Origin of the sequence: Hydrogenophaga sp. 5NK40-0174 (genome assembly GCF_040372165.1) — a bacterium.
In the GTDB taxonomy this organism is placed as follows: Bacteria; Pseudomonadota; Gammaproteobacteria; order Burkholderiales; family Burkholderiaceae_C; genus Hydrogenophaga.
The window spans coordinates 123,278-138,477 of record NZ_BAABWG010000006.1 but is presented as its reverse complement, the minus strand read 5'-3'; the positions used below and the strand labels follow the sequence as shown (position 1 = coordinate 138,477).

21 protein-coding genes are annotated in these 15,200 nt (G+C 57.7%); 14 read left to right on the top strand and 7 right to left on the bottom strand.

The features are described 5' to 3' along the window. The 13 genes from ABWV89_RS17955 to ABWV89_RS17895 form a co-directional block, all read left to right on the top strand. Positions 1-697: DUF6862 domain-containing protein (locus tag ABWV89_RS17955; protein WP_353400106.1), on the top strand; the 697-nt coding region annotated here is incomplete at its 5' end. Next, complete coding sequence (locus tag ABWV89_RS17950) at positions 657-1,304, top strand: hypothetical protein (RefSeq protein ID WP_353400103.1); 648 nt, start codon at positions 657-659, stop codon at positions 1,302-1,304. The genes ABWV89_RS17955 and ABWV89_RS17950, both read left to right, overlap by 41 nt. A gap of 1 nt (position 1,305) precedes the next feature. Next, on the top strand, positions 1,306-1,698 hold the full coding sequence (locus ABWV89_RS17945; RefSeq protein WP_353400100.1) for a hypothetical protein: 393 nt from the start codon (positions 1,306-1,308) through the stop codon (positions 1,696-1,698). A gap of 547 nt (positions 1,699-2,245) precedes the next feature. Beyond that, positions 2,246-2,785: an RNA 2'-phosphotransferase gene (locus ABWV89_RS17940; RefSeq protein ID WP_353400097.1), complete on the top strand. Its 540-nt coding sequence runs from the start codon at positions 2,246-2,248 to the stop codon at positions 2,783-2,785. Between the two features lie 123 nt (positions 2,786-2,908). Further along, positions 2,909-3,637: a pentapeptide repeat-containing protein gene (locus ABWV89_RS17935; protein WP_353400094.1), complete on the top strand. Its 729-nt coding sequence runs from the start codon at positions 2,909-2,911 to the stop codon at positions 3,635-3,637. A 94-nt stretch (positions 3,638-3,731) separates the two neighbouring features. Next, positions 3,732-4,205: a hypothetical protein gene (locus ABWV89_RS17930; protein ID WP_353400091.1), complete on the top strand. Its 474-nt coding sequence runs from the start codon at positions 3,732-3,734 to the stop codon at positions 4,203-4,205. 39 nt (positions 4,206-4,244) lie between these two features. Next, positions 4,245-4,643 carry a hypothetical protein gene (locus ABWV89_RS17925; RefSeq protein WP_353400088.1) on the top strand — a complete coding sequence of 133 codons (399 nt, stop codon included), beginning with the start codon at positions 4,245-4,247 and terminating at the stop codon, positions 4,641-4,643. 62 nt (positions 4,644-4,705) lie between these two features. Next, positions 4,706-5,122 (top strand): hypothetical protein, encoded by a 417-nt coding sequence (locus tag ABWV89_RS17920; RefSeq protein ID WP_353400085.1) that lies wholly within the window; start codon positions 4,706-4,708, stop codon positions 5,120-5,122. Positions 5,123-5,295: 173 nt separating this feature from the next. Beyond that, positions 5,296-5,715, top strand: coding sequence for a hypothetical protein (locus ABWV89_RS17915; RefSeq protein WP_353400083.1), 420 nt, complete (start codon positions 5,296-5,298; stop codon positions 5,713-5,715). Between the two features lie 437 nt (positions 5,716-6,152). Continuing rightward, positions 6,153-7,199, top strand: a complete 1,047-nt coding sequence (locus tag ABWV89_RS17910) for an IS110 family RNA-guided transposase (RefSeq protein WP_353400080.1) — start codon at positions 6,153-6,155, stop codon at positions 7,197-7,199. Between the two features lie 51 nt (positions 7,200-7,250). Next, the gene (locus tag ABWV89_RS17905) at positions 7,251-7,739 is read left to right on the top strand and encodes a hypothetical protein (protein ID WP_353400077.1); all 489 of its coding nucleotides are present in this window, start codon (positions 7,251-7,253) and stop codon (positions 7,737-7,739) included. A 133-nt stretch (positions 7,740-7,872) separates the two neighbouring features. Beyond that, positions 7,873-8,292, top strand: coding sequence for a hypothetical protein (locus ABWV89_RS17900; RefSeq protein ID WP_353400075.1), 420 nt, complete (start codon positions 7,873-7,875; stop codon positions 8,290-8,292). 429 nt (positions 8,293-8,721) lie between these two features. Further along, positions 8,722-9,939, top strand: a complete 1,218-nt coding sequence (locus ABWV89_RS17895; protein ID WP_353400072.1) for an acyltransferase family protein — start codon at positions 8,722-8,724, stop codon at positions 9,937-9,939. A gap of 33 nt (positions 9,940-9,972) precedes the next feature. On the opposite strand, the gene ABWV89_RS17890 is transcribed toward ABWV89_RS17895, so the two are convergent. Beyond that, entirely contained in the window at positions 9,973-10,308 is a 336-nt protein-coding gene (locus ABWV89_RS17890) for an antibiotic biosynthesis monooxygenase family protein (protein WP_353400069.1), read from the bottom strand. Next, on the bottom strand, positions 10,305-10,670 hold the full coding sequence (locus ABWV89_RS17885; RefSeq protein WP_353400066.1) for an NIPSNAP family protein: 366 nt from the start codon (positions 10,668-10,670) through the stop codon (positions 10,305-10,307). Before ABWV89_RS17885 ends, ABWV89_RS17890 begins: the two co-directional genes overlap by 4 nt. Before the next feature lie 142 nt (positions 10,671-10,812). On the opposite strand from ABWV89_RS17885, the gene ABWV89_RS17880 reads away from it, so the two are divergent. After that, positions 10,813-11,565, top strand: a complete 753-nt coding sequence (locus ABWV89_RS17880; protein ID WP_353400063.1) for an ArsR/SmtB family transcription factor — start codon at positions 10,813-10,815, stop codon at positions 11,563-11,565. Positions 11,566-11,593: 28 nt separating this feature from the next. On the opposite strand, the gene ABWV89_RS17875 is transcribed toward ABWV89_RS17880, so the two are convergent. Genes ABWV89_RS17875 through ABWV89_RS17855 form a run of 5 tightly spaced genes read right to left on the bottom strand, consistent with a single transcriptional unit; the run spans position 11,594 to position 15,165 of the window. Continuing rightward, positions 11,594-12,322: a DUF3299 domain-containing protein gene (locus ABWV89_RS17875; RefSeq protein ID WP_353400060.1), complete on the bottom strand. Its 729-nt coding sequence runs from the start codon at positions 12,320-12,322 to the stop codon at positions 11,594-11,596. Then, on the bottom strand, positions 12,312-12,620 hold the full coding sequence (locus tag ABWV89_RS17870) for a hypothetical protein (protein ID WP_353400057.1): 309 nt from the start codon (positions 12,618-12,620) through the stop codon (positions 12,312-12,314). The genes ABWV89_RS17875 and ABWV89_RS17870 overlap by 11 nt, the downstream gene beginning before the upstream one ends. A 60-nt stretch (positions 12,621-12,680) precedes the next feature. Then, a complete protein-coding gene (locus tag ABWV89_RS17865) occupies positions 12,681-13,904 on the bottom strand; it encodes an ABC transporter permease (protein WP_353400054.1) in 1,224 nt (407 codons plus the stop codon). After that, the gene (locus ABWV89_RS17860) at positions 13,901-14,647 is read right to left on the bottom strand and encodes an ABC transporter ATP-binding protein (RefSeq protein WP_353400051.1); all 747 of its coding nucleotides are present in this window, start codon (positions 14,645-14,647) and stop codon (positions 13,901-13,903) included. The genes ABWV89_RS17865 and ABWV89_RS17860 overlap by 4 nt, the downstream gene beginning before the upstream one ends. Continuing rightward, entirely contained in the window at positions 14,644-15,165 is a 522-nt protein-coding gene (locus ABWV89_RS17855) for a hypothetical protein (protein WP_353400048.1), read from the bottom strand. Before ABWV89_RS17855 ends, ABWV89_RS17860 begins: the two co-directional genes overlap by 4 nt. Positions 15,166-15,200 lie beyond the last annotated feature (35 nt).

Sequence of the window (15,200 nt, the reverse complement as noted above, 5' to 3'; positions counted from 1 at the left end):
TGTGCCCGGCAAAACAATCAACGAGAACACCGTCTTCATCACCGGCCTGGCCGGCAGTGTGGCCGGTGGCGTGGGCGGCGCTCTGGCAGGCGACACCACACGGGACCTGCAAGCCAACATGAACATGGGGCAGATCACCGGCTCCAATGCGGTGGCGAACAATTATTTGAAGCACGACGAGGCCAAAAAACTACAAGCGCTGAAAGACAAGGAGCTCTTCGGCAAGTGCGATGGCAACTGCAAAGCAGAAATCACACGCCTCAAAGAGGTAGACGAAGCCCGCAACCAAGAACTGGCTGCCTGCGAGGGATCAAGTTCGGCAAAGTGCCAAGAGACGTTCAATGAGGTGCGGTTTGCCGCAGCCGAATACATACGCAAGGAGTCGTTTGTTAGCGGCGCGACATTGAGTTTCCATTCTGAGAAATCGGAAACACTGGATCTGGCGGGCTCGACGGTAGACGGCAAGCTGAAAGGTGCAGCCCAGGGCGGCTGGGAGGCCGTGAAAGAATCCGCAAAAAGGGGCAGCGAGTGCGGGCAAGACGCTGTTCGCGGCGGCCACTGGAGACAAGCAAGCCTGGGAGGACATCAAACAAGGCGCTGGCGCGGGATGGGACTACGTTGCGGAGCCCTCCAACTGGCCTTACCTGATTGGTGTCATGACGCCAGAAGACCGCGAGAAGCTCGCGCAGGCGTATGAGAGCGGCGATGGCAATGAGATCGGGAGCCTCATGGCCCAACAGGTCGCCAACCTTCCCGTCGGTGGCGGGGCGATCGGATCGATCAAAAAGTTTGACAAGGCCATTGAAGCCGCACAAGATGCCGCCAGGCTTGCCAACAAGGTTGATGGGCCTGCGGTGGGTAAGGGGGTTGGGGCGAGTGGGGGAGTGCGAATTGAGTCATTGGCCGCCAATGATGTCCGGTTCTCTCAAAACACAGTTTCATACAACAAAGTTGATCGTATATCCGGCGAAAAATACACGTATGACGACTTGGTTCAGAGCATGAAGACAGGTGGTTGGAAGGGTGATCCTGTTGATGTCGTGAAGATGCCGGACGGTGCCTTCACCAGCATGGATAACACTCGGATTAGAGCAGCACGAGACGCCGGAATTGACGTTCAAGCCAACGTTCGCGGCTTCAATGACCCTCTGCCTGCTGACATGATTGCGAACCGTAGATTTGGGGATGCTACGACTTGGGGCGAGGCTCTGACGGGACGTATTAGCAATCAAAAGCCGTCAAGCTTTGGAAATGCCAATCCCAACGGATCGCCTACTCCTCCAAAAGTGACAGGGAAGCCGTAACATGAACATCAAAAGCCAATTTGAGAATATTCAGTTGCCTGATGGATTCGTGTATCCGAAGTCGTTTATGGAATTCATAAAGCTCGAGCCGTTGCCGGATCTGAAACCGTGGTGGTTTCTACATAAATACGCGGGTACTTCTGAGGCGTGGTTAAAAACCGTTCGCGAGCAATACCCCAACCGGCGATTGGTTCCCTTTGCCAAGATGGAGCACACTGATGATGTGGTCTGCTTCGATGCGAGTGGGCCTTCAAGCGATCCAATCGTGCACTACGTCCACACCTATGCTTCGCCAGGTTGGGAAGATCGTGGTCACGTCATCAACTTTGATGCTTGGTTAAAAGCTGCAATAGCGGATGCGCAGCAATTCAAAGCTGCGGACGAGCAAGAATAGAGCGTGCTATTCGGCCGTGAACGCGTTCGGGTTGCCGGGGTCGTGATAGTCGTTGGGGTCGCGTCTTGCCTTTTGCCACCTCATAGGCCTCTGGGGATAAACGCAATACCTGATACAGGCATCCACTGGGGGCTGATTCGATTCGTGCCTAACTCGACATGAGAGATTCTTTCAAAACGTACCCCGAGACCGATCTACCTCATGGCTTCGCCTACCCCGCAAGCTATTTGGCCTTGTCGGTCTCGACCAAGCCGTTAGGTAAAGTTCGCCATTTTCCGTGGTGGTTTGTGAACGGAGACAGACCATTGGGAGATGTCATGGCGTTGCACCGAGACCTTACTGGCGAGGACAACCTGATTTGTTTTGCGCGCAACGGTGACTGGGCCGCGTGCTTCAAGTCCACCGATACGTCGGGAAATCCGAAGGTGTACGTTTACGATTTTGGCAATCGTGCCAACCGGTACGAACGCGCAAATTTTGACGCTTGGTTGTCAGAGGAGATTCGCGACTGCACTGATGGTGAGTGTGACTGGCCCCAAGGATCGGCATGAACAAAGACCAGCAGCAAGCTCTGAGCAAATACATGAGCTACGTGTTGCGCCACCGTCCAGAGGAAGCTCACCTGGAGCTGGATGCTGAAGCCTGGACTGAGCTTGACCGCTTGGTTGAAGCCTGTGTTGCCAATCGATTGGCGGGCAGTAGGGACGATGTACTGGAGGTGGTCGCTGCAAGCGACAAAAAGCGCTTCAGCTTGTCGGCAGACGGGTTGCGCATACGTGCCGCACAGGGGCATTCCGTCAATGTTGAGCTCGCGCTCCAGCCGGAGAAGCCACCCCAAGTGCTTTTCCATGGAACGGCGACGCGGTTTCTGGATTCAATTCAGGAGCAAGGACTTCTGCCGCGAGAAAGGCAGCAGGTCCATTTGTCAGAGAGCAGAGATACAGCAGTGAGAGTGGGCCAAAGACATGGCTCGCCGGTGGTACTTGAGGTAGACGCCGGAGCGATGTGGAATGAAGGCTTCAAGTTTTTCCGGGCAGACAACGGCGTTTGGTTAACGGATACAGTGCCTGCAGGGTTTCTTCATTAGAGCCGGTAGCGATGGGTTCGAGGGAGGGTCGTTGGGGCCGAGTCTTGCCGTTTGCCTTCCCGTCGGCCTCTGGGGCGAAAGAGCATCTGACACTGACGTTCCCGCAGTTGAGTGACGATATATATGAACGAACTTCGTAGCAGGTGGGTTGAAGACCCGACCTACCAAGAAATCTACCAAGAGGTTGTCTTGAAGGAGGGCACTCCGCGAGGGATGAGCGTTAGCGATTGGTATCGTTCTGGTGAGGCGCCTATGCTGCAACCTTACTACCATCCCAATGCGCCATCCTTGCTGGACTGCCGGCAAATCAACCTCGACCGAAAAGTGTTTGGCGACCAGGATATGGGGCATGTTTTGGACGATGCTTCAATGATCGGATGCATGTTCGTCAAGACGGGCTTTCAAGGTGGGACCGCACGCCGCGCTAACTTTGGGAACTCCCGATTTGTGCACGCTCAGATGTCTCCGTTCTATGCGCGCGAGGCAAATTTCGATGACAGTGTGTTTTCAAAGTCTTTCTTCTTTGGCGGTAGCGCGGCAGTCGATCTGAGCGGCGCAAGCGACAAGATGTTTTCAGGTACCCCAACGGATTTCACCGGATGCAGTCTGAAACGCGTTGTGGCAGATAAAACTGACTTTGCACGTTGCGACTTCACTGGAGCAAATCTAGACGGAGCATATTTTGAAGACTGCCGGTTCGACGACTCTGACCTCAGGGATGCAAGCATCGGATCTGCCCGCTTCGTGAACTGTAATTTTGACGGTGCCTGGATTTCAGATACACCTCAAAATCGAAGTGCCTTGACAAGCGGAGATAACAAGAACTTGGATCGGATCATGTGGAAGGCATGACAGGTTGCTGGGGTCGGGTCTTGCATTTGCCATCTCATCGGTCTTTGGGGAACATCACCTACGTGCCCACCGCCTATCCGAAGGGAGTAGCACCGTGATTTCAGGTGATATGAAATGCACACCAGACGAAGAGTCGCTTTATGACGTCGTGGCATATGCCATTTGGGGGTTGAGCGAGTCATGTGATCCAAATAGGGAACTCGTCTATGGATTTCTCGAAGAGCTTGCAGACGAGGAATTTCCGTGGGCGTCAGGAGAACCAGGTTGGTCGATTATTCGATTGACATTGGCGACATATAAAGATCGATTCTCCGAAAACCCGTTTGATCAAGCGTTCGTTGAAACGCTGGATGGCTGGAGAGACAACGGAGCGACTACCGCGTATTTCATTGACCATAGTGACGTTAAACCTAGAGAGCACGTCTACAGCAGCGAAGTGTTCTGGCGTGCTGTTCGAGAGAGCCTGCTGGCCTTTGGTGCCCAACACCCAGAGCGATGGCCTGAAATCGAAGAAGGGTTTCGGCGGTTCACTGAGCTAGGCTCCTTTCCAGGGCGTTCGAGCGATTGACGCGGTTCGCCAAGAGGCGCTGGGGTCGGGTATTGCCTTTTGCCCTCTCTCCGACCGCAGGGGCAAAACGCAAGACCTGACACCGACGTACATGCCGCTCATCTGGAAAATGCAACTGGGAGTACGATTCGAATGTTGGAACCTCCAACGTCGAAGGGTGCACGTCCAAAGAGTCCAGACTTTCAATTTGAGAGTGGACCCTATGCTGGCAAAACTGGTGATTTCATGTTCACTGATACAGGTGCTGCCAAGTTTATAAATAGAAGTCTTGAGAAAAACTGGCCAAAAACTGTTGAATCCCCGAATGACCACTTGGGAAAAGCGGATATGACCTTCTTGGGTTTTGGAAACCTCACGGTTGAAAATCAATCAAAAATAAATAAATGGATATCAAAGTTACCTGAATCTAAAAAGTCAAAATTGATGATCATTAGGTGATTGTGGTGAATGATGTATTTGCAATCCCTTCGGGTTTTGATAGGATGTTTTAGATGTCTTGCATGATCTATGGTTACATCGCGGCTGTGTCATTCGGCGGTCATGAACAAGAAATCTATGAAAACAACAATAGGGTCTTGAGGGGTTTGCCAGTTCATGGCGGGATGCTGATCAGGGATATGTTTTCAGTCACTCCGCCAAGCAGTGATAATTCAGTGACTTTTCAGACGATTCACTTTTGTGGTTCGTATGATCAATATTGGCGTTTCGATGAGAAGTTTCTTGCTGAGTACGATCAACTACTTTCCAGACTATGCTGGGGCTTTTCAAAAGTCATTCATGACTACTGTGGACATCGCCTCGAATTTACTGCGAGCGATCACAACAACAAAGATCCTGTGATGCCCACGAAGAGCTGGACAATGAAGCACTACGACAGTATGTACGCCAACGAAAAAGAAGTGTTCGGCTGGGACTGAAGCGCCTGAGCGCGGGGTCGGTGGGGTCGCGTCTTGCCTTTTGCCTCTCTCCGACCACAGGGGCAAAACGCAAGACCTGACACCGACGTACATGGACGCCAGTATTTCAGTCCGATCGAAACGTTTCAGGCTAATTTCACAGGGGAAGTAGTTGTTCCAAAGGCAGCTTTGAAATGAACGATGCAATAACTCTGAACATAGCATTTCCTGATAATCTGATCTGCGAAGGCATGGTTCGTCAGGTTGATATTCCGAGCCTTGCTAAGGTATCTGGCTCGAAGACTTTTACGTTGGAATTCCCATTGCTCTTCCCAGGGATCATCGGACAGGTGACAGGTTGGACCCCAGAACTCGTTGCGGATAGGGCGCCTGCAGGTGCTGGGGGTGAGTTCACGCATGTTAAGGATTCGCTCGTTTCGCTACGGAAGGTCGATTCGACTAGCTATCGAATCATTGCGTTGAAATTTTTCTACGCGTCGCACGGCTGGCTAAACTTGGTTGAAGGTGGAACGTGGAGTAGTGTCTTCGACCCTACCCCCCCAGAGTATTTGGGACTGGATATTGACGGACCAAGTGGAAACGGCAGAGAGTGATGCCACGTTTGAGACAGGGCAGCAACGTGGAGGAGGTGCTGGGGTCTTGCCTTTGCCTTCTCTTCGGGCTCCGGGGCAAAACACAAGACCTCGTATCTTCCCCCTGTCGACCCAATAGGAGGGGCGCTGGAGGCGGGTCTTGTCTTCTGCCATCTCATAGGCCTATGGGGAAGAACGCAAGACCTCGTATCTTCCCCCTGTCGACACAATAGAGGTTAAAACAACCGATGTTGAGCTGGCCGGTCGGGATGATGCTGGCAAGACTTGGGGCCAGGGTTCTTCTCCTTCATGAGGGTGGTGAACCCCAAGCCCGTGGGTCAGATAGGTGCTCCCGGCCGTTTCTTCGTTTCAACAAGACCGAACGGTAACTTGGGGTGCCCGGCAATGCCTTGTTGCTTTGCTGGCAGCATACCCGCATACGAGGAAGGTCCGATGCGATGAACGGCAAATCTGACGATCACTTTCACCCCGGCGCCCATGTCTCTCATGTGCTGGGAATCGACGTGTCCAAAGCCAAGCTTGATGTGGCGCTGCTCAGCAGCGCCTCGGGCAAAGTGAAGTCCCGCGTGTTCAAGAACTCGCCCCAGGGCTTCGAGCAGCTTCACCAATGGTTGATCGACCGTGACTGCAGTGCAGACCAGTTGCATGTCTGCTTGGAAGCCACCGGCCCTTCCAGCGAAGGCGTGGCGACGTACCTGTGCGACCAGGGCTGGCGCGTGAGCGTGGTCAACCCTGCTCGAGTCAAAGGCTTTGCCCAAGGCACCATGCAACGCAACAAGACAGACAAGGCCGATGCGGGCTTGCTCGCTCGCTTTGCACTGCTCATGCAGCCCGAGACCTGGCAGCCAGCACCAGTTGAAGTGCGGGAGCTGCGCTCTTTGATCGACCGCTTGCAGGCCCTCAAGGACATGCTGCAGCAAGAGAGAAACCGCCTGGAGGCCGTGGGTGAGCAAGACGCCATGCGCGAGTCACTGCTCAGCCATATCGATTGGCTCAAGCGCAGCATTGCGGAGCTGGAATCCAAGATCGATGATCACATCGACCGCCACCCTGATCTCAAGCGCGACGCTGAACTCATTGCCAGCATTCCTTGCATGGGCAGCATCACGGCAGCCAAGGTACTGGCCTATCTGGGGGACGTGCAACGCTTCAAGAACGCCAAGGCCCTGGCAGCGTTTGTCGGTGTCACGCCCAAGCTCAAAGAGTCGGGTACGTCGGTGCGAGGAAGAAGCGTGATTACCAGAAGCGGGCATGCCGCCGTGCGCCATGCTTTGTTGTTCATGCCTTCAATGGTGGCCCGCCGTCACAACCCATTGCTCAAGACCTTTGGGGACCGGCTGGCCGCTGAAGGCCTCAGGCCCAAGGCCGTGATCCTGGCCTGCATGCACAAGCTAGTGCGATTGATCTACGGGGTACCCAAGTCAGGTCGGGCATTTGATGCCCGATTCCTGGTTGGAAAGCTTGACTTTCAAGACGGTATCTGACACCGTCGTTGCTCTAGTCGTGCCTTCCGAATATGCGAAAGACATGACTCCATGAGCGTCAAGTTTCCTGTTTCAGATGAAGAATGGCCGCTATACGACGCCATCTGGTGGTCAATGTGTGGCTATCACCAATCAGACTCTCCCTCTGATAAGTTGGTTTCGCCTTTTGATTTCCTAGAGGAGCTTGCAGACGAAGAGTTTGCCCAGGTATCAGGGGAGCCGGGTTGGACGATCAGCAGGTATTTCCTATTCGAAGAAGGACATCCAGTAGATTTTTCCCTTCCGCCGTGGCGCTGGGCAGAAGAAGAGATTCTTGATCTGAAGAGGTTGCAAGATCAAGGCGTACAAGAGCTGTTTGGCGTAGACCATTGCGACGTCACCCCCAGATATCACATCTACAGCAGGGAAGTGTTCTGGCGTGCTGTTCGAGAGAGTCTGCTGGCCTTTGGTGTCCAACACCCAGAGCGATGGCCTGAAATCGAGGAAGGGTTTCGGCGGTTCACTGAGCTAGGTTCCTTTCCAGGGCGTTCGAGCGATTGACGCGGTTCGCGTGTGGGGGGCAGAGCGCCGCGCGGGGGCGGTGAGGTCGCGTCTTGCCTTTTGCCATCTCACTTGCCTCAGGGGCAAGACACAAGACCTGACAATTGCGGTCGCGCTAATCGAGGAGAGAGATATGCAGATCGTGAAGAACTGCTGGAGTGCAATCGAGACGTTCAATTGCCAGTATGGCGCCCTCTTGTTCGACGGTGGTTCCGCGTCCATCTATGTCAACCATTGGCTCGCGCCTGATCAGTATTTGATTGATCGGTTTTCCCGTCGAAATGAAGGTGGCTTTGTTGGGCACTGCCTTCTAGTATTTGTTGGTGTCCGCCGATGCTTGAGAGAGGTGCGTACGCATCGCCGTGTCGACGGTGAGGTGGTTTGGAGCCATCCCGTTCGTAGTGAGTACGAAGGAGACTTCTCGGGCGCTACTGAGACTTTTTCCTTTGAGGGAAGCCTCCAAGGCTTTTCTTCCCATGTGAAGTGGGAGGTGGAAGCGAGCGAGTTCGAGCTACATATCCTTGGTAGAGATGAACCTGCGAGAGAGGCTTGAAGGGATGCCTGGCAGGTGTGTCAGCAGGCGTAAGGCGTAGGCTGCAATAATCAACGTGAGTGACAGCGAATGCCTCCGGGGAGGGTGGCGTTCGGATTGAGCGGGCGTGTGCGCAGAGCGCCTGCGAACAAGAAAAAAAGGAGGACCCGCGATGCAGGAGGCGATGTCATGCGCTCTTGCCTGGCTCACGAATAGGTTAGCTTCGACTGAAGAGGCGTCTGAGTCAGTGTCAGTGATTGCTTCAGTGTTAGCTTCAGTTTCAGTGTCACGGCCAGCGTTGCTTGTTCAAGCCTTGGTCACAGCGCCGGAGCGGAGATGGGGTGTCTTGCCCCTTGCTTTTTTCCGCCTGGCCGGCGCTCCGATGCGGCCGACCTTACCTCTCTTAGGGCGTTTCTTCGCCTGCGGCGGTCCTGACAAGGGAGGGTGATCATGATGCATTTCAACGCTTCCTTGCACGGACTCCGGGGGCTGGCAGCGTTGTCAGTGCTGCTTTTTCACTGGCTGGGGCGGTTTCCGTACTTTGCAGACGAGGTCCGAGAGGTGCCGGCGCTGGGCACCGAGTGGGACTTGCTCATGCTGCCACGCATGGGTTGGGTGGGGGTGGACTGGTTTTTCCTTCTCTCTGGCTACGTGTTGGCGGGCACGGTGTGGCACAAGCGCCTGGCTCTGGGCGACATACTCCAGTTCTGGAAACGGCGGGTTCTTCGCATCTATCCGGCCTTGTGGCTGCAGCTGGCTACCTTGTTGCCACTGGTGGTCGCGCTGGGGTATCTGCCTGAAGTGGACTGGGTGCGCGTGATCGGCAATGCCACCCTTTGGATGCGGCCATTGGGAACGGGGGTGGCCTCTTACAACAACGTTTATTGGTCATTGGTGACCGAGTTCAGCTTCTATCTGTTGTTGCCATTTCTGCTCATTCTCTATCGCAGAGTTGGGCCGTGGCCAGTGCTGGGCCTTGTGGCAACTTTTCACTTGTTGGTGGTGTTTGGCAGTGCTTTGCCAGAGCCTCTGGGCGTTGTGCACAGCGTGGTCAGCGACATGTCTGCCTACCTGCCCGGTATGCAAATCATCTTTGTGCTGGGGATGCTGCTGCACCATGTGCCCATGCGCCTGGGGCCAAAAGCGCAAGAGCGCGCGCTGTGGGTGGCCGTGGCGGTGTACTTGCTAGTTCTGTGGTGGGGCCACTGGGTGCAGGACGTGTTGCCCCGCTATCACTGGTCGATTGATCTTTGGCGCATTCTTCTGGGGCCATGGATCGCGTTGGTGATCTGGCTGCTGCAGTCGCCTGTACGGGGGACGCACTGGCTGGGCGCAAAGCCCATGGTGTGGCTGGGTGAGCTGAGCTACGGCATCTACCTGTGGCACCTTCCGGTTCTCAGCTTTGCCGATCGTTGGTTTCCCCGCAGCTTCAATACGCCAGAAGGATCGCTGGTGATTCTGGCGGTCAGCCTGCTGGCCACCATCGCGCTGGCGGCAATGAGCTATTACTTGGTGGAGCGCCCCTTGCTGCGACGATTTTCTTCGGTGCACCGTCGGCAAGTCATCGGTGGAGCGCCGCCGAAGCCCCGACAGAAAACCCATCCGCACCACCGGCCAGGCAGCCGTTCTTCAAACAACAGCTACGGACACCAGGGCAGGCACGCATGACATAGGCGTAGGTGGGGCACGCTTGCCCGCGGTTCAGCTGCTGTGCCCCAGGGGCGCCTGTGCCCTGCTGTCAGAGCCATAGTCTCTGATCACCTGCGCAACGCGCAGCCGGTAGTGGCTGAAGACGCCTTGGCGGCCGGCCTTCTGTGCAGCGCGATGATCCGGTGCTTCGCGCCAGGCGCTGACTGCCGACTCGTCTCGCCAGAAGCTCAGCGAAAGCAACTTGCCGGGTTGGGTGAGGCTTTCAAAGCGTTCGATGGAGATGAAGCCATCCAGGTTCTCCAGCTGAGGCCTGAGCTGGGCTGCCAAGTCCAGGTAGGTGTGTCTGCTGTCAGGTGAAGGCGTGGCTTCGAAAATGACGGCGATCATGCGAAGGCTCCTGTCGTCGCGCTGCTCGGGCATGGTGCTTGGTCAATACAAAACGTCCCGTCGACCACTTCGGTGAACGTTCGCTTCTCCTTGAGGATGAATCGCTTTTGCTGTGCCCACTCGAAGTTGGCCTGTCCTTCGGGGTCGGCTCGCAAGCGTTGGCGATAGGCTTCGTAGGCCGCCAGCGAGGGGAAGGCGATCAGGCCCCAGGCTTCGTCGTTGCTGCCTTCATGCGGCAGGAAGTAGCCCACCAGATGCCCGCCGCAACGGGGAATGATGCGCCCCCAGTTTTCTGCGTAGGCCTTGAAGGCATCGCGCTGGAATGGGTCGATTTCGTATTGAATGAAACAAGTGATGGTCATGGCGGTTGAAAAGTGGCGCAACCTGTGCGCAGCCGTGTGTTGAAGAAGCGTCCATCTTGCAAGTGGTGTCGGGAGGCACGCTTCGCGCTGGAGCGAAGTGTTGTGGGTGGTGCAGGCGTTGGTGTTGATGCACACTGTGGGCATGAAGACCAACCAGCTGTCCAGCCTTGCATCTTTGATCGGCGAGCCCGCTCGCACGGCCATGCTGTTGGCTTTGATGGACGGGCGGGCGCTGAGTGCAGGCGAGCTGGCCAAGGTCGCTGCCATTGGGGCGCCAGCCGCCAGCCGGCACCTGCAGTTGCTGATGGAGGCGCAACTGCTGACGGTGGAGCAGCAAGGCAAGCACCGCTACTTTCGGCTCGCCTCATCAGAGGTGGCCGCCACAATCGAGAACATGCTGGCCTTGGCGGGCGCGCTTTCAGGCGGCGGAGCTGTTGTTTCCACCGGGCCGCGTGATGCGGCCATGCGGCTGGCGCGGTCTTGTTATGACCACATGGCTGGCCGGCTGGGGGTTGCCTTGGCAGACCAGTTGCACGAGGCAGGAGCGGTGGCAGCAGAGGGCAATGGCGCCATCCAGGATGCAAGTGCTCTGGCAGGCGCATTGGCGCAAGCGGAGCTGGTGTCGGCCGACGAGGTGATGTCTTGGCTGGATGCGGCGACGCAATCGAGGCGCCCGATGTGCAAGCATTGTCTCGACTGGAGCGAACGCCGCAGCCATCTGGCAGGGCAGCTCGGGCAGCGGCTGTTGCAAGCGTGTCTGGATGAAGCCTGGCTGGAGCGGGCTGATGGAACGCAGGCACGAGCCTTGCGCGTGACGCCCAAAGGTGAAATCCGGCTGCGGTCCTGGATGGGGCTGGATCGGTGGGCCTGGGTGCAGGGCGCGACTGCCCGCTGAACCGGTGTGTGGCGGGGTGAACGCCTGGCTACTTCACACTGCGCGCATCGTGCAGGCGATAGAAAAAGCCTTTGCTGTCGTTTCGCAGGACATCGAGCCTGCCCTCGACCACCACGGCATCCATGGAGTAGGGCACGTCTTCAACGGCTTTGACGTCGACAATGCTCTCTGGCCCTCCAGGTGTGCAGAAGGCACAAGTCAAAGGGACCGATGAGACCAGAAAATGGCGCTGCTCTTCGCCGGCACCGAGCGGCATCATGAAGCCCTGAATACGAACTGTTTGCCCGTTGAGGGCTTCGACCTTTTCGGAGAACGTGATTTCGACGGTGCGGCGAACAAAGACTTGCTTGACCTGCGTGAGGTCTTTCCAGTCCAGCACGTCGTCGCGCGGGGTCGGGGGCTTGAACGGGCTTTCCGGGCTGTGATAGCCGGCGCCCTGGCCTGGCAGAGGTGCGACACCGGCGACGGGTGAACTCAGTTGCAGACCGCCGACGGATGTGTCGTCAGGCTCTGGAGAGGCAGGTGCGGCTTGAGGAGAAGGCGCTGCAGAGGGCGGCTGCGAAGGTGGCGCCCCGCGAGCGAGTTTGTCTGGGAGGGGCGGCGGCAGTGATTCTTCCGGTGTGGAGAGTTTTGGCACCAGCAGGAGAGCCAACACCACCGCGCTGACCACGGCGAGGATGGCCAAGACGGCCACTGCCCAGAGTCGGGCATGGCCTGCTGTGGTGAAGGGGAGCCGGTTCACCAGCTCAGTGCGCATGCTTCATGCCGCAGTACTTGCCAATGCCCAGACCTTTGCACGCGCGTTGAAGCTCGGCCAGACAGACTTTCTCATCCTTGCCACTTTTCAGGCACTGCGCAGCGGCCTGGTGGGCAGCGGCCATGGCTTCATGGCGTTGGATGTCTTGCTTGCGCTCCTCCTCGCTGTGTTGTGCAGCCGCCCATGTGCTGCCACCAGCCACGGCGATCAGTATCAACGCGCAGTGGCGGATGGCGAAGAAGCGGGTGGCAAGGCCTGCCCCAGGTGGCAGGTTGTTGGAAGGATGTGACTTGGCCATGTGGCAGGTGAAGGTCTGAGTGATTGAAAGGACTGGAGGAGAAGCGACGATCAGGCGGGGTCAGGATGGATCTGGATGAAAGAGGGGCCGGGTGTCGGCGCGGTAGGCGGCCAGTGCGGGAACGACTGCAGCGAACAATGACAGGCCGATGGCCACGAATGGCAGCCCGAATTCGGCAGGTGCCCACCAGCCAGGATTCCAGTGCACATGACGGGCCAGTTCGCTGGTCTGGGACAACACCCACAGGGCGGTGTGTGCCAGCAACAAGCCCAGGATGGAAGCGATGACACCCAGCCAGAAGGCCTCGATCAGCACCAGGCCCAGCAGGCGAGGTGCTGGTGCGCCCAGCATGCGCAACAAGGCCAGGTCGGTCTTTCGCTCACGCAGCGCAGTCCACAAGGCGATGAAGACTGAGAGCGCAGCGATGATGAGCAACAACCAGCCCATGCCGCGAGCGGCCTGCGCGCCAACACCTACCATGCTGAGCAAGCGTGTGATCTCCATGGCCGGCGCCGCAGCCTGCAGGCCGGCTTGCTGGTTCACATAGCGGGGATAACTGACCGCAGCGAGATCGGACCGATAGCGAATGAGCATGGCCGTGATCTCGCGCTCGGATGCGATGGCGGCGAGATCTTGCGCATCCAGTGGATCTTCGCCGGTGTGCATCTCTTCATGGATCTGCCACACAGATGTCTGATCGGTGAGCACCAGCCGGTCGAGCACACATTGGCATGGCTGAAGCACGCCCACGACGGTATAGGGTGTGCCGTCGTCGTGGACGGCGCCGCCCTGGCCCAGGCCATGGGTGCCGTAAAAACGCTGGCCCACAGGCCATTGGCGTTGCGCCACCACGCTGGCGCCGAGGACTGCCTCCATGGGAGCAGACCACCACCGGCCGTCCCGCAGCGTGGCGCCATACAGTTTGCCCAGCTCAGTGCTGGTGCCCACGATTCTCCAGCCGCCCACGTTGTCACCCAGGCTGACCGGAATAGCGCTTTGAACCAGGGGGTGTTGTGCAACGGTCTGGGCTGCGGCCAGGGAGATGTTGCCCGTGGGCGCATCAATGTGGAAGACCGCCGAGAGAATGAGCTGCATCGGGCTGCCCTTGGCGCCCACCACGGCATCGATGCCTGCCAGGTCTCGCTCAAAGGCATGGTCGACCTGGTCCTGAACGTTGACGACCAGCGCCATGGCACTCAGGCCAAGCGAGAGCAGGACGATGTTGAGCACGGTGCCCAGGGGGCGTGACCAGAGGTAGGTCCAGGCCAGAGACCATGCGCTCATGACGCTGCCTCCTGATCGTCGGGCATCTGTGCGTCTTCGTCGAGGTACATGACCCTGGCTTTGGGCAGAGCCCGCACGATGCGTTCGTCATGGGTGGCGATGACAACAGTGGATGCGTGTTCTCGGGCACAGGCCATCAGCAGCGACAGGGCTGCCGCCGCAGCATCGCTGTCCAGGCTGCCAGTGGGCTCGTCGGCGAGCAGCAGGCGTGGGCGGCGCAGACTTGCGCGGGCCAGCGCGACGCGCTGCGCTTGTCCGCCAGAGAGCTGAGCCGGCATGCGCAATGCCAGGTCTTGAATGCCGAGGCTGACGAGAACCTCTTCGATTCGCTCTCGGTCTGGTGGGAGACCCAGGGCAAAGTAGGGCAGCGCCAGGTTTTGCCACACGGTCAGCGCGTGGCTGAGCGCCAGCTTCTGCGGCAGAAATCCGATGCAACTGCCGCGCAGCAAGTCGCGCTGCCTTGCGCTCATGGTCGCCAGAGACTGGCCAGATATCTCGACGCTGCCAGCCGACGGCGTGGCCAGCCCCGCTGCCAGCGACAGCCAGGTGGACTTGCCGCTGCCAGACCGGCCCAGCAAGAGGAGCACGTCGCCTGCGTCGAGGCAAACATCGTCAAACACCATTCGCTCGGTGGCGCGCGGGTACTGGAACTCGATCGATCGGGTCTGCACCACAGGGCCGGCGGGTGGGGCAGACGGAACGCCTGGATGGGCGGCGTCAGGCTGGGCTGTTGGTTCGATCACGTCTCTTCCTGGCAGCTCGCACAATGCCCGAACACCTTGACCTGGAGCTCTTGAGCCTGGTGCCGGTTTCGCTTCAATGTGGTTCGGGTCTTCTGCCACCAGGCTTCCCAGACATCTGAGGGCAGGCTCAGCGGCACGCGCTGGTGGCATTGCTTGCATTCGAAAACCGGGCCGGCCAGTACGGAGGCGCTGGCAGATGCCGTAGCTTCTTCAGGAGCCAGCCAGTAGCGGAAAGCCCGCGCTTCATCGACCTCGCGTTGCAGCACTTCATGCAGGGCAAGCCTGTCGAGCAGCCGGTAAAGCGTGACTCGATCGATATCGATGCCGCGAGTACGCAATTCGCTGAAAACCTCAGTGTGGCTGAGTCCCTGACCCTTGCGAGCGAGGAAAAGGCCCAGCACGGCTCTGGTGGCCAGGGTTCGGCGCAGCCCTGCATCGCGCAAGCGCGAAACCATGGTGGGGGGAAGGGCGCCAACACCGGCGGGTTTGCGAGTTGATGAAGCAGTGCTGTTGACCATGCCTGAAATTTATCACAGCTTTGTTGCGTTATGAT

Bases quoted from the DNA above. Each gene is read 5' to 3' on its own strand.
- ABWV89_RS17895 (WP_353400072.1), top strand. From the start codon at position 8,722: ATGATGCATTTCAACGCTTCCTTGCACGGACTCCGGGGGCTGGCAGCG.
- ABWV89_RS17915 (WP_353400083.1), top strand. From the start codon at position 5,296: ATGAACGATGCAATAACTCTGAACATAGCATTTCCTGATAATCTGATC.
- ABWV89_RS17865 (WP_353400054.1), bottom strand. From the start codon at position 13,904: ATGAGCGCATGGTCTCTGGCCTGGACCTACCTCTGGTCACGCCCCCTG.
- ABWV89_RS17905 (WP_353400077.1), top strand. From the start codon at position 7,251: ATGAGCGTCAAGTTTCCTGTTTCAGATGAAGAATGGCCGCTATACGAC.
- ABWV89_RS17935 (WP_353400094.1), top strand. From the start codon at position 2,909: ATGAACGAACTTCGTAGCAGGTGGGTTGAAGACCCGACCTACCAAGAA.
- ABWV89_RS17910 (WP_353400080.1), top strand. From the start codon at position 6,153: ATGAACGGCAAATCTGACGATCACTTTCACCCCGGCGCCCATGTCTCT.
- ABWV89_RS17880 (WP_353400063.1), top strand. From the start codon at position 10,813: ATGAAGACCAACCAGCTGTCCAGCCTTGCATCTTTGATCGGCGAGCCC.
- ABWV89_RS17870 (WP_353400057.1), bottom strand. From the start codon at position 12,620: ATGGCCAAGTCACATCCTTCCAACAACCTGCCACCTGGGGCAGGCCTT.
- ABWV89_RS17900 (WP_353400075.1), top strand. From the start codon at position 7,873: ATGCAGATCGTGAAGAACTGCTGGAGTGCAATCGAGACGTTCAATTGC.
- ABWV89_RS17875 (WP_353400060.1), bottom strand. From the start codon at position 12,322: ATGCGCACTGAGCTGGTGAACCGGCTCCCCTTCACCACAGCAGGCCAT.
- ABWV89_RS17920 (WP_353400085.1), top strand. From the start codon at position 4,706: ATGATCTATGGTTACATCGCGGCTGTGTCATTCGGCGGTCATGAACAA.
- ABWV89_RS17940 (WP_353400097.1), top strand. From the start codon at position 2,246: ATGAACAAAGACCAGCAGCAAGCTCTGAGCAAATACATGAGCTACGTG.
- ABWV89_RS17855 (WP_353400048.1), bottom strand. From the start codon at position 15,165: ATGGTCAACAGCACTGCTTCATCAACTCGCAAACCCGCCGGTGTTGGC.
- ABWV89_RS17885 (WP_353400066.1), bottom strand. From the start codon at position 10,670: ATGACCATCACTTGTTTCATTCAATACGAAATCGACCCATTCCAGCGC.
- ABWV89_RS17945 (WP_353400100.1), top strand. From the start codon at position 1,306: ATGAACATCAAAAGCCAATTTGAGAATATTCAGTTGCCTGATGGATTC.
- ABWV89_RS17950 (WP_353400103.1), top strand. From the start codon at position 657: ATGACGCCAGAAGACCGCGAGAAGCTCGCGCAGGCGTATGAGAGCGGC.
- ABWV89_RS17890 (WP_353400069.1), bottom strand. From the start codon at position 10,308: ATGATCGCCGTCATTTTCGAAGCCACGCCTTCACCTGACAGCAGACAC.